We start from the raw sequence: 13447 nt of genomic DNA, 5'->3' as shown, positions 1-13447 counted from the left end.
CTAAGAATGTAGCTGATTTAGAGTTGTTTAAAAACTCTCATCCCATTCCAGTTTCCCTTGTGAAACGCCCATTAAATTGCATAAACGGTATAGAATTCTAGCGCCTACATTTCCATTCCAATCGGTATTTTCGCCTGGGGCCACTTCATTTAAATCAAAACCAATAATTTTCTTACCACTTTTAACTAACTTAGTCAATAAGTAAATGATTTCGGAATAGCTAATGCCACCTGGTACTGGCGTACCGGTATTGGGGCATAGTTCTGGTCTCAAGCCATCTATGTCAAAGGTGATATACACTTCATTCGGTAATTCTTTTATGATTCTATCGCAGATAATGGTCCAAGACTCGCCTTCAAACATCCCAACCTTTATGTCATCATCATAGAAAATGCTCACTCTTTCCCCTTGCTTTTCAGCAAATTTGATTTCCTCTTCACAAAAATCTCTAATACCTACCTGAACCATTTTTTCGATTTGCGGGACAGTCTGCAACATATTATAGGAGATGGAAGCATGAGAATATTCGAAGTTCTCATAAGCTTTTCTGAAATCCATATGAGCATCTATTTGAAGGACACCAAAAGATTCATGTTTAGTGGCTATGGCTTGAACTGCACCTAAAGGAGTACTATGGTCACCACCTACTAATCCCAAAAGCTTATGTTTATCCAATTGCTTTAAAGATTCGGTTTTTACCCATTCCACCATTTCGGCACAAACCGAATTGACTTCCTTCAAAAGACTTTTTCCTTTTTCAGTTTTTTCTTCTCCCGATTCCAATAAGCCAATATATTCCTCCGCCATTATTCTGTGCTTATTGCTCTTGGTTAATAAATCCTGATTGATAGGAAGCATTTTAATCCCCATTTTCCAGGCATCTATAATATCTTTCTGATATAAATCCACTTGTGTGGAGGCTTCTAATATATGTTGTGGACCTTGTGCAGTACCAGCTTCATAAGATACCGTCACTTCCCATGGAACGGGAATTAAAATTAAATCTGCAGTTTTTTCATCGAACGGTAATGCAAAAATATTATCTACATTGCCTAATCCGTTGGGGTCAAAGGCGTTTATTATTTCCTGTTTCTTCGTCATAAATAATTATTGAATATCTTCTGGTCTAATATATTCTATAAAATCACAATTTTTTTCCGATACCTCCGACCAAGAGGAATAAGGGATTTGAATATGTACCATGCCAGCTGGTTCCACATAACCTACTTCAGCACCTGTAATGTATTCAGAAAGATAGGTTATGGAAGGATTGTGACAAATAATGATAGCGGAACGCATTTCTGCTGGTATTTCTGAAATTACACGTAACATAATACGTGCAGAAGCCTCATAAATATCTTCCGATGGTTCTATATGATCCTCTTTCACGCCCAATTGCTCATTAATTCTAAGCATAGTCTGCGTGGTTCTTTCTGCAATGCTGTGTAACATGATGTCAGGGTGAAACCCCTTTTGTTTCAGATACATCCCTACTTTTGATGCATCCTGTAAACCCTTAGCGGTTAATTGGCGTTCCACATCTTTTAAGCTTGTACTTGGTTCTTCGGCTTCGCCATGGCGAATTATGTAAAGGTCTTTAACCATTTGAATGATGAGCTGTTATATAGGTAAAATTAGGATTATTCATTAAACTATCTCAATAAACGAGTAAAAACCTAAATTCTTTTTTTCTAAAAAAAATTAATGATATTTGAATTTGAATTTAAAATAAGCCAATAGATATGTCGAAAAATTTAGTGATAGTGGAGTCACCAGCCAAAGCCAAAACTATTGAGGGTTACCTTGGGAAAGATTACAAAGTGCTTTCCAGTTACGGTCACGTTCGTGATTTGCCAAAAGGAAATAATGCCATCGACATAGAAAACGGGTTTAAACCAACCTATGAAATCACAAAAGATAAGAAGGAAGTCATTAAGGCACTAATCAAAGAAGCCAAGTTAGCTGAAATGATTTACCTCGCGACTGATGATGACCGAGAGGGAGAGGCTATTTCATGGCATTTGAAAGAAGCTTTAAGTCTAGATGATGCCAGAACCAAAAGGATTGTTTTTAGAGAAATCACGAAATCAGCCATTCAAAATGCGATTAATTCTCCTAAAGGAATTGATATAGATTTAGTAAATGCACAACAAGCCAGACGAATTTTAGATAGATTAGTGGGGTTTGAGCTTTCTCCTATATTATGGAAAAAAATTAAAACGGGGCTTTCGGCTGGAAGAGTTCAATCTGTGGCAGTAAGAATAGTGGTGGAAAGAGAAAGAGAGATTGAAAAATTCAAAGCGGAATCTTTTTATAAAATACAAGCTTTCTTCAATGTAGAGGGAAAGGAATTAAAAGCGGAACTTCCAGGCAGGTTTAAAACGGAGAAAGAAGCCATGGCATTTTTGGAGAAATGCCTAGATGCTGAGTTTTCAATTGGGAAATTAGAGAAAAAGCCAGCCAAGAAAACACCAGCTCCTCCCTTTACTACTTCTACTTTGCAACAGGAAGCGTCTCGGAAATTAGGGTTCTCGGTTTCACAAACGATGACGTTAGCCCAGCGGCTTTATGAATCAGGTAAAATCTCTTATATGAGAACTGATTCATTAAATTTATCTGATGAAGCAAAAGAAGGAGCAGCAAAAGAAATTAAATCTGAGTATGGTGCTGATTACGCGCATACCAGAACTTTTAAAACCAAATCGGCTGGTGCTCAAGAAGCTCACGAAGCCATTCGACCTACAAATTTTGCTGCAAAAGAGGCAAGCGGTGATTACAATGAGCAAAGACTTTATGATTTAATCTGGAAAAGAGCGATTGCCTCTCAAATGTCAGATGCGCAAATTGAAAAAACCAACGTAAGCATTGATATCTCAAATACGGATGAGACCTTAACTGCAAGTGGTGAGGTGGTGAAATTTGAAGGATTTCTGAAAGTCTATATCGAATCAACTGACGATGATGAGGATGGTGAAAGTAACGTTTCTAAAGCAATGTTGCCTCCATTGCAAGTAGGGCAAAGTCTGGATTTGAAAAAGATGCAATCCAGAGAAGGATTTACTCGTCCGCCTGCTCGTTACAATGAAGCGACATTGGTGAAGAAATTGGAAGAATTAGGAATTGGTCGTCCTTCTACTTATGCTCCGACAATTTCAACCATTCAGAAAAGAGGCTATGTGAATAAGGAATTCCGAGATGGAAGAGATCGGAAATATGTAGAGATGGTGCTTGAAAACGGCAAAATTAACCGTTCAGAAAAAACTGAAATTACAGGGGCAGAGAAAAATAAATTATACCCTAGTAATTTGGCTATGGTGGTAAATGATTTCTTAGTAGAGCATTTTCCAAATGTTACTGATTATAATTTTACGGCCAAAGTAGAACAAGAATTTGACGAAATAGCGAAAGGTGAAAAAATCTGGAACAACATGATTAAGAAATTCTATGGTGAATTTCACGAGAAAGTTGACGAAGCAGAAAATATTGAAAGAAAAGATATTAATACAGGTCGTGAGTTAGGAATAGATCCGAAAACAGGTAAAAAAGTAATCGTTCGATTAGGGAAATTTGGTCCTCTTGTGCAATTAGGTGAAACTCCTGATACTGAAGATGAAGAGGCAGAAAAACCACAATTTGCTAGTTTGCGGAAAGGGCAATTTATTGAAAGTATCACACTTGACGATGCAATGGAATTGTTCAAGTTACCAAGGGATTTGGGGGAATATGAAGATCAGAAAGTAGTAGCGGCTATAGGGCGGTTCGGTCCATATATTCGTCATGATGGCAAATTTGTGAGTATTCCGAAAGGAGAGGACCCATTATATATTACTTCTGAACGTGCTATAGAACTCATTGAAGAGAAGCGAAAAGCAGATAGAGAGAAGTTCATCAAAAGCTTTGATGAAGATCCTGATGTTCAAGTATTAAACGGAAGATGGGGCCCTTATATCAAGTTTGGGAAAAAGAATGTTAAAATCCCCAAAGATAAAGAACCAACTGACTTAACCTATCAGGAATGTGTTGATCTAGCTGAAAAAACACCTGATAAAAAAGGTGGCAAAAAAGCTGCTCCTAAGAAGAAAGTTACCAAGAAGAAATAAAAGTACATAGCCTTCTCTATTTATGAGAGGGCTTTTTTTTGAATTCTATTTTAGGCTTTCACGTCATCATAATCATCATATTTCTCAAAAACATGCTGCACGTATGAGCAATCCGCTTTAATTTTAAAGTTTTCTTTTCGAGCTTTTTCAGCCAAATTGTCTAATAATTTCCTGCCCACACTTTGTCCTTTCAATTCCTCGGAAACCTCCGTATGTTTTACATTTCGAATATTTCCACTTTCTATAGTGAATTCCATCGCTGCTTTAGGATTTTTTTCTTCTCCGATATAGAGCTTTCCGATTTGTGCATTTTCCGTGATTTCTATATTCATATTCATTTCATTTATATTGCAAACTAACGATTATGAAGCTAAAACCAAGTCAGTTCTAAATTTAGCCTTAGTTTTGCATTTCAAATTTACCAAAGAGAATGAATAAGGGAATATTATACATGATAATTGCAGGTTTTTTATTTGCAACGATGAATGTCTTTGTCAAATTATTGCCTAATATTCCTGCAGTGGAACTAGTCTTTTTTCGTTCGGTTATTTCTTTTGTGATGAGCTTTGTATATCTCAAATCAATAGGAGTACCAGTTTTAGGAAACCATAAAAAGTTATTGATTGCCAGAGGCGCTGTGGGTGCAGTGGCTTTAACCATGTATTTCTATACCCTGCAAAATATTCCTTTGGGTAGTGCCGTAACTATACAATTCCTTTCACCAATTTTTACTTCCATTTTAGGGGTTTTTATCGTGAAGGAAAAAGTCCATCCCAAACAATGGATTTTTTATATCATGGCTTTTGTGGGTTTAATAATCATTCAAGGTTTCGATCCGCGGATTTCTATAGAGATGTTTATAATCGGTATAAGTTCATCTATTTTTGCAGGAATAGCTTATAATATTATCAGGAAAATCAATAAAACTGAGCATCCGTTAGTTATCGTTTTTTATTTTCCTTTGGTAACAGCACCGCTTACAGGTTTATATTCAGCATTTAATTGGGTAATGCCATCAGGTGTAGAATGGCTTATATTACTGGCTATCGGAGTGTTAACTCAATTTGCACAGTATTTTATGACCATGTCCTATCAGTCAGAAGATTTATCTAAAGTTGCTAGCTTAAAATATTTAACAATTGTCTATGCTTTAGGATATGGTTATGTGTTTTTTGATGAGACTTATAATTGGATAGTTTTTTCAGGTATTGCTTTGATTATGGCAGGTGTAATTTTGAATGTATGGTTTAAAAATACAGTTGAGAAAGCTTAAATCATTTATTTTATATCTGTTTTCTCGAACAAAATAGCTGGATCATCGAATTGATTGGAATTTCATTGGTGGTTCAAAAGCTTTTTCTCAATTTATAGGTTGGAAAGTAATGCGCTTCATGTAAGATTGTTATATCTTTAGAAATAATTATGCATCAAGCTTCCAAACTTAAATTAGCATAAGATAAGAATTCAACTCTTTGGAAAAGGAAAATCTTCAAATAAAAAGTGAGTTAGAGGCGGTAAAGAAAAAACTGGCTCAATACCAATATGCCGCTGCAGGGGCAAATGAGGGGTTATGGGATAGAAACCTGTTAACTGAAGAAGTCTTTATTTCTCCACCCTGGATAACCATGCTGGGATATAGAGAGGATGAAATTCAAGAACATTTCCAATTGTGGGAAGAACTAATGCATCCTGAAGATAAAGAAATTGCAGTGAATGCGTTGAATGAATTTATCCGAGGAGAACGTGAAGAATATAATATTCAGTTTAGACTCAAACATAAAGAAGGACATTATATATGGGTTAGATCTACCGCTAAGCTCACATTGGATGAAAACGGTCAGCCTATAAGGGTTTCAGGTTCTCACCGAGATATTACAGATAAAAGAAGAAGTGAAGAGAAAATAAAATCAAGCGAAGAAAAGTATAAGAAATTTTTCCAAAACTCTCTTATTGGCATAATGCGAGTAAGAAAAGAAGATCTGAATGTAATCGAAATCAATCAAAAAGGATTGAATATCTTAGCTATGCCCAGGCTGACGCGTCATATGAAAATGACCGATTCATTCAAAGAAGGAGCCGATTTTAATAAATTTATGGAGTTGTTGGATGAGAAAGATACACTGGAGGAATTTGAAGTTATCTTTGAAAGATGGGATGAGTCTGAAACTTGGGTTTCACTTTCTGCATTAGAGGTGGAAGCAAATGATACAGCATATTACGATATCATTTTCAGAGATATCAGTGAGTTCAAAGAAAATTTAAGTGAGCTACAGCGACTTAATTTTGAGTTAGATAATTTTGTTTACCACGCTTCGCACGATATTCGTTCACCGTTACGTTCTTTAATGGGACTAATCGAAATTCTTAAGACTGAAAATAGACCTGGTGAATTCAGAAAAATAATTGATATGGTGACAGGAAGTATCAATAGATTGGACAAATTCGTTGTCGATTTATTGGCCATGTCAAGAGATGATAGGATGGTGGAAACAGAGGCAGTTCCAGTTAATTTCATGGTGGAGGTAAACAATAGTATCACAAACTTTCATCATGTATACACCACCAAAAATCTAGAAATCAGAACTAAAATTATTCAATGGTATCCTTTTTATTCTGATTTAACTAAAATTCGTATTATTCTCAATAACCTAATTTCAAATTCTATCAAATACAGGAAGAATTTAGAGGTTGAATTTTCGTATATTAACATCGATATTCAAACCAACGAGAAAGAAGCAATCATTTTGATTGAAGATAACGGAGAGGGTATTCCAAAAGATAAACTGGAGAAAATATTTGAAATGTTTTATCGTGCTTCTGAAAACAGTGAAGGAAGTGGATTAGGAATGTATATCGTAAAAAATGTAATCAAAAAGTTGAACGCAAAAATTGATGTTCAATCAGAAGAAGGAGAGGGGACAAAATTTTTAATACATGTTCCTAATCAATATAAAATTGAAAATTAAAAATAAACCAATTCATGTCTGTTCATAAAAAGTCTATAAAAAAAATCACTACGCATCAACTGCAGGAAATGAAGAATCGAGGAGAGAAAATCTCGATGCTGACGGCCTATGATTTTTCTATGGCAAAACTAGTGGATGCTGCAGGAGTTGATGTTATTTTAGTAGGTGATTCTGCTTCAAATGTGATGGCTGGACATGAAACAACCTTACCCATTACCCTTGACCAAATGATTTATCATGCTGCAGCGGTAGTAAGAGCTGTAGAAAGAGCTTTGGTGGTGGTAGATATTCCTTTTGGTTCTTATCAAGGGAATTCTTCAGAGGCGCTTAGGTCATCCATTAGGATTATGAAGGAATCTGGAGGACATGCTGTAAAAATGGAAGGTGGAGCTGAAATTCAAGAATCTGTAAAAAGAATTTTGAGTGCTGGAATACCTGTTATGGGACATTTAGGTTTAACACCTCAATCTATTTATAAATTTGGTACATATACTGTTAGAGCGAAGGAAGAGGCAGAAGCAGAGAAGTTAATTGAAGATGCTAAAATCTTAGAGGAATGCGGTTGTTTTAGTATTGTTCTAGAAAAAATCCCCGCTCAATTAGCGAAGAGAGTTGCGAAAGAGGTGAATATCCCGATCATTGGAATTGGAGCAGGCCCTTATGTTGATGGTCAAGTTTTGGTATTACATGACTTATTAGGTATTACTACAGAATTTAAGCCTAGATTTTTGCGCCATTATGCTAAATTGGATACTATCATTACAGAAGCTATTGGAAAATACGTTGGAGATGTCAAGAATGTTGATTTCCCTAATGAAGATGAGATGTATTAGAAAGTGAAGAGTGTAATACATTACTCTTCTTTCCGGTCAATAATTTATTAAATAGCTGTATTGAATGTTTTTATTGGTCTCTAAAAACCCTTTTCAAAGAAAAATAAACTACACCTATTGCGATTAAAACGGTACCTCCGGCTATTACAAATTCCATGATTTTTTGCTTGAAAACAGGCTGTTTAAAATATTGTTTAACCGAAGCGGTATAATGCAACAAAAAATAATTTTATCTGCTCTTACTTTTATTTAAATTCACATTTTATAATTCGGAACAAGGATTCTGAATGACCGTTACCAATTGATGTTTATTAAATTTTAAATCAAATACACTAACCATGTCTAAAACTGCAAAGATTTTATATACCAAAACAGATGAAGCTCCAGCTTTAGCTACCTATTCTTTTCTACCTATTGTTAAAGCCTTTACTGATTCAGCTGGAATAGTGGTTGAAACTAGAGATATTTCATTAGCCGGGAGGATAATTTCCCAGTTTCCTGAAAGGTTAAAACCAGAACAACAAATCAATGATGATTTAGCGGAATTAGGTGAAATTGCAAAATCTCCTGAAGCTAATATTGTAAAATTACCCAATATAAGTGCCTCAGTTCCTCAGCTAAAAGCTGCAATTAAGGAATTGCAATCACTGGGTTATGATTTGCCTGATTATCCTGATGAGCCTAAGAATGATGCAGAAAAGAAAGTACAAGCGAAGTATGATAATGTAAAAGGAAGTGCCGTAAATCCAGTATTAAGAGAAGGAAATTCCGATAGACGAGCACCAAAAGCAGTCAAAGAATTTGCTCAAAAGCATCCACACAGCATGGGCGCTTGGAGCAAAGATTCTAAAACTCACGTAGCCAGTATGAGTGAAGGAGATTTTTATGGAAGTGAAAAGTCAATCACTTTACCATCTGCAACTGAAGTGAAGATTGACTTAAAAACTAAATCTGGAGAGGTTAAAAGTTTGAAAAGTGGTTTAAAGCTTCAAGAAGGTGAAATTATTGATGCTGCCGTGATGAGTGCTGCTGTTTTGCGCGCTTTTCTGAAAGAACAAAAGGAAGAAGCAAAAAAAGCAGGTGTATTATTCTCGATTCATATGAAAGCCACCATGATGAAAATATCTGATCCAATCATCTTTGGTCATGCGGTTAAAGCTTTCTTCCAGCCGGTATTTGATAAGCATCAAGCAACTTTCGACAAAATTGGAGTAGATGTGAATAATGGATTTGCTTCTTTACTTTCTCAGATTGAAGAATTACCTGAAGATAAAAGATCAGAGATAGAATCAGATATTGAAGCTTGCTATCAAAACAGTCCAGATTTAGCGATGGTAAATTCAGATAAAGGAATTACTAATTTGCACGTGCCTAGTGATGTAATTATCGATGCTTCAATGCCAGCAATGATTAGAACTTCCGGGCAAATGTGGAATAAAAATAATAAACTGCAGGATACAAAAGCTATTATTCCAGATAGAAGTTATGCTGGTGTTTATCAAGAAACAATAGATTTCTGTAAGCAGAATGGTGCTTTAGATCCAGCTACGATGGGAAGCGTTTCCAATGTGGGATTGATGGCACAAAAAGCTGAAGAATACGGTTCACACGATAAAACTTTTGAAATCTCTCAAGCAGGAACTGTGGAAGTTACAGATGTGGAAGGGAATGTTTTATTAAGTCATGAAGTTGCTGAAGGTGACATCTGGAGAATGTGCCAAGTGAAAGACGCACCAATCAAAGACTGGGTAAAATTAGGGGTTAATAGAGCAAAAGACACTGGAGATCCTGCTGTATTCTGGTTGGATAGCAATCGCTCGCACGATTCTGAATTGATTAAAAAAGTCAATGCATACTTGAAGGACCACGATACAAATGGTTTAGATATCAGAATTATGAATCCTGTGGAGGCTACTCGTTTTTCATTGGAAAGAATCGTAGAAGGAAAAGATACTATTTCTGTTACAGGAAATGTTTTAAGAGATTATTTAACCGATCTTTTCCCCATTTTAGAGGTTGGAACTAGTGCTAAAATGTTGTCTATTGTGCCACTGATGAACGGTGGAGGTTTATTTGAGACAGGTGCAGGTGGTTCTGCTCCGAAGCATGTACAACAATTTATGGAAGAAGGTCATCTTCGATGGGATTCTTTAGGTGAGTTTTTAGCTTTGGCAGTGTCATTAGAACATTTGGGTAAAACTTTTGGAAATGAAAAAGCCAAAATATTAGGAGCTGCTTTGGATAATGCAACTTCTAAATTTTTGGATGAAAATAAATCTCCTTCCAGAAAAGTAAATGAAATCGATAATAGAGGTAGTCATTTTTATTTAGCAATGTATTGGGCAGAAGCTCTTGCAAGTCAGACTGAAAATTCCGATTTGAAAAAGATTTTTAGTCAGGTTGCTGAAAGCATGAGCGTTAAAGAAGCACTAATTAATGAAGAATTAATAGCTGCACAAGGAAAGGCCGTTGATATGGGTGGCTATTACATGCCTGATGAAAGCGTTCTAAATAAACAAATGAGACCAAGCAAGACCTTAAATGAGATTTTAGAATCCATTAAAAGCTAAGGTCAAAATTCATCATATCAGGAAAACCACCAGTCGGAAGACTGGTGGTTTTTTAGTTTTAAATTAAAAATTCAGTTAATTTAGACATCCATAGTTGGGGCATACTTTAAAATTACTCTTCAATTGAATATTTTTAAGATTAAACGAGAAAAGAAAGCAAAACTTCAATTTGGAGAACCAAAGAGTGAGCCATTTCTATTCGATTGGATAACAGAGTTTTATTCTAAATTACCTAAGCTGGAATCATCTCATTCACTATCTGACAAAGTCTGTAATGATTTAGATTTCGAAGAATTATTTATGTTTTTAGATCGAACCAATTCTAAAATTGGTCAGCAATATCTTTATAATCAATTAAGAACACATGATGAGGATGATATAATAAGTCAAGAGGAAGAAAATTTGATTAAGAAGATTCCCAAGGATCATCAGTTTAGGTTATTTTTAGAAAAGCACTTATCAAAACTCGACCAGACAGAAAGCTTTTATATTGCAAAATTATTTCAGGATAAACCAATTGAAGCTCCTAAGTGGTTTAAGTGGCTTCCTCTTCTTTCTGTTATCTCACTACTTTCTATAATTAGTCTATTATTTAGTACTGTAATGGTTTATGTAGTTCCTGCACTTGTAATCCTCAATATGAGCATTCACTACAGAAATAAAAACAACTTAGATCATTACATTTCTTCATTACCAGAGCTCATAAAATTACAATTCATAGCTAAAAATATTTTAGAATCGGATACTTTGGCAAGTGAAAAAGTAAGAAAATCGATTGCTGCAATAGAGAAAATGAAGAAACACTTCTATTTATTCCAAATGGAAAGCAAACTTCAGAGTGATGTATCGAACTTATCATGGGGGCTGGTGGAAATTATTAAAATTCTGCTGGTTTTAGAGCCCATCATGTTTTTTAAGGCATTGAACCAAATTAAGAATAATCAGCATCACATCAGTAATTTATTCATTTTTGTAAGTAGAATTGATATGCTATATTCTATTAGTTCCTTAAGAAATGGTCTTGAAAATTATTGTTTACCAAATTTCTCAAGCCCAAAAGACGGGATCAAAGCCAAAGGGATTTACCATCCCTTAATTGAAAATTGTGTATTAAATGATATTGATACTTCAGGTAGATCCATTTTACTCACAGGCTCAAATATGTCTGGTAAAACGACTTTCATTAGAACCATTGCGGTGAATGTGCTAACTGCTATGGCTCTAAACACAAGCTTTGCAAATGCTTTTCAATTGCCAAAAATCAGATTAATGTCTGCTATCAGAATTAGTGATGATCTTCTGAATGAGAAAAGCTATTATTTTGAGGAAGTATCCACCATAAAAGAAATGATTAGGTGTTCAGAAAGTGCTTATTATCATTTATTTCTTTTGGATGAAATATTTAAAGGTACTAATACTGTTGAAAGAATATCAGCTGGGAAGGCGGTATTGTCCTATTTAGTAAACCATAATAATTTGGTTTTTGTATCCACTCATGATATTGAACTTGCAGATTTACTAAAAGAAGAATACACATTATATCATTTTAGTGAAATGATAAATGATGAGGAAGTGGATTTTGATTACAAGTTAAAAGAAGGAAAACTTAGAACCCGAAATGCGATTAGAATATTAGATATAAATCAGTATCCTAAAATTATTATTGAGGAGGCACATAAACTAGCAGAGCAATTAGATCTTAAAAAGCCTCTCCAATAAATAGATAAAAACCTGGTCCTTCTTGAGTGAAAGCAACATCAAATCTGGTGTAAATATCTTTTTTAGGAAATAATAAGAATCGAATTCCGGCTCCACCAGAAACTACAATATTTGATAAATCAAAATTATTTAACTCGGGAAATACTTTTCCTGCTCCAGCAAAAACAGCAGCCCCTATTCTGTCAGTAAAGCTAAATGGAATTGGTAAAAATCTGTATTCAATTTGTGCTGCTACTTGATTTCTGTCTCTATATCTACCATAATAATAGCCTCTCATAATACTTTCTCCACCCATAAGTGCTAGCTGATTGAAAGGAACATCACCAGAATTAAATTGCCCTAAAAGTTGGGCGGCAAATACATTTTTTTCACCAATGGGTCGGTAAATTCTTGTGTCAGTTATGATAGTAGTAAATTCAAAGGTACTTCCCCAGGAAGGATTGTAATGAAGTAAAGCTAGTTCTGAGAAAAGCCCTTTTCTAACATTTAAAACATTATGTCTATTATCGTGCACCAAACCAACCCCAAAACCTAAATTGGTAGAACCTTGACTTCCCAGAGGTAATTCTTGAATTCCATTCGCACCTTCAGCAGGGACAAAATTTACTGAGCTTAAGCGCTGATAATCCATTTCTAATCCAATAAAAACGTCTTTCTTAACTTTTCTTAAAACTCTTTCCTTTATAAATATTTGGTTAGCATCAACTCTTGCTATATAATCTTCAGGAGTATCGTTTCCAATGCCATGATAAAATAATGGGAAACTTTGAAAACGTAATCTCCCTAAGAAAAACCATTTATCTTGATCGGAATAAATAGCATGGTCAAACCAGAGTCCGTATTGATTTTCTAAGGTGAAAAATGTAAAGCCATTGATTTCACTTAATCGATTCGAAGTATCTTGTTTGGCATAATAAACCAATAAAGAACTTAGCCCTATTTCCCAGCTTGTTTCAGGGGAATAGGCAAGTGTGGGGTAAATTAGAAATTGTGGCTTTGAAATATCACTTGTGTCATTGATAAGATTATTGAAGTATTTTTTAACAAAGTTTTGGGAGTAGGAGAGGTGACTACCCAGGAGAAAGAGTACCAGAAATAATGGTTTCAGGTTTGAAATAAAAACTTTACGCACAAATGTTATTTTATATTGTTTTCAGAAGAACGTTGATTGATTTATTAGTTGTTAAATTACTTTATTTTTTCTTTTAAAAATGAAAAAGCCCTCGAAAAAATTCGAAGGCTATTCCTTTAATATAAAT

General features: G+C 34.9%; 10 protein-coding genes. 6 read left to right on the top strand and 4 right to left on the bottom strand.

Going from position 1 to position 13447, the window contains the following annotated elements; translation table 11 throughout:
- Nucleotides 1-27: 27 nt before the first annotated feature.
- The gene (locus VFM92_RS00740) at nucleotides 28-1101 is read right to left on the bottom strand and encodes an agmatinase family protein (protein WP_325120276.1); all 1074 of its coding nucleotides are present in this window, start codon (nucleotides 1099-1101) and stop codon (nucleotides 28-30) included.
- Between the two features lie 6 nt (nucleotides 1102-1107).
- The gene (locus VFM92_RS00735; protein WP_325120275.1) at nucleotides 1108-1605 is read right to left on the bottom strand and encodes a SixA phosphatase family protein; all 498 of its coding nucleotides are present in this window, start codon (nucleotides 1603-1605) and stop codon (nucleotides 1108-1110) included.
- A gap of 137 nt (nucleotides 1606-1742) precedes the next feature.
- On the opposite strand from VFM92_RS00735, the gene topA reads away from it, so the two are divergent.
- Nucleotides 1743-4100 (top strand): type I DNA topoisomerase, encoded by a 2358-nt coding sequence (gene topA / locus VFM92_RS00730; RefSeq protein ID WP_325120274.1) that lies wholly within the window; start codon nucleotides 1743-1745, stop codon nucleotides 4098-4100.
- Nucleotides 4101-4150: 50 nt separating this feature from the next.
- Here topA and VFM92_RS00725 read toward each other — a convergent pair whose 3' ends face one another.
- The gene (locus VFM92_RS00725; RefSeq protein WP_325120273.1) at nucleotides 4151-4432 is read right to left on the bottom strand and encodes a GNAT family N-acetyltransferase; all 282 of its coding nucleotides are present in this window, start codon (nucleotides 4430-4432) and stop codon (nucleotides 4151-4153) included.
- Between the two features lie 98 nt (nucleotides 4433-4530).
- Here VFM92_RS00725 and VFM92_RS00720 point away from each other — a divergent pair, with 98 nt between their 5' ends.
- The 5 genes from VFM92_RS00720 (at nucleotide 4531) to VFM92_RS00700 (ending at nucleotide 12188) form a co-directional block, all read left to right on the top strand.
- Nucleotides 4531-5373: a DMT family transporter gene (locus VFM92_RS00720; protein WP_325120272.1), complete on the top strand. Its 843-nt coding sequence runs from the start codon at nucleotides 4531-4533 to the stop codon at nucleotides 5371-5373.
- Nucleotides 5374-5572: 199 nt separating this feature from the next.
- Nucleotides 5573-7066, top strand: coding sequence for a PAS domain-containing sensor histidine kinase (locus VFM92_RS00715; protein ID WP_325120271.1), 1494 nt, complete (start codon nucleotides 5573-5575; stop codon nucleotides 7064-7066).
- Between the two features lie 14 nt (nucleotides 7067-7080).
- Nucleotides 7081-7899 (top strand): 3-methyl-2-oxobutanoate hydroxymethyltransferase, encoded by an 819-nt coding sequence (panB, locus tag VFM92_RS00710; RefSeq protein WP_325120270.1) that lies wholly within the window; start codon nucleotides 7081-7083, stop codon nucleotides 7897-7899.
- Between the two features lie 338 nt (nucleotides 7900-8237).
- Nucleotides 8238-10469 (top strand): NADP-dependent isocitrate dehydrogenase, encoded by a 2232-nt coding sequence (locus VFM92_RS00705; RefSeq protein WP_325120269.1) that lies wholly within the window; start codon nucleotides 8238-8240, stop codon nucleotides 10467-10469.
- A 123-nt stretch (nucleotides 10470-10592) separates the two neighbouring features.
- Complete coding sequence (locus VFM92_RS00700; protein WP_325120268.1) at nucleotides 10593-12188, top strand: MutS-related protein; 1596 nt, start codon at nucleotides 10593-10595, stop codon at nucleotides 12186-12188.
- Here the strand turns inward: VFM92_RS00700 and VFM92_RS00695 are convergent.
- Complete coding sequence (locus VFM92_RS00695; protein WP_414675554.1) at nucleotides 12169-13320, bottom strand: BamA/TamA family outer membrane protein; 1152 nt, start codon at nucleotides 13318-13320, stop codon at nucleotides 12169-12171. The genes VFM92_RS00700 and VFM92_RS00695 overlap by 20 nt on opposite strands.
- Between the last annotated feature and the right edge of the window lie 127 nt (nucleotides 13321-13447).

Origin of the sequence: Marivirga sp. (assembly GCF_035704835.1) — a bacterium.
Classification (GTDB): Bacteria; Bacteroidota; Bacteroidia; order Cytophagales; family Cyclobacteriaceae; genus Marivirga.
The sequence above is the reverse complement of the archived record's forward strand: the minus strand, read 5'-3'. Positions and strand labels throughout refer to the sequence as shown.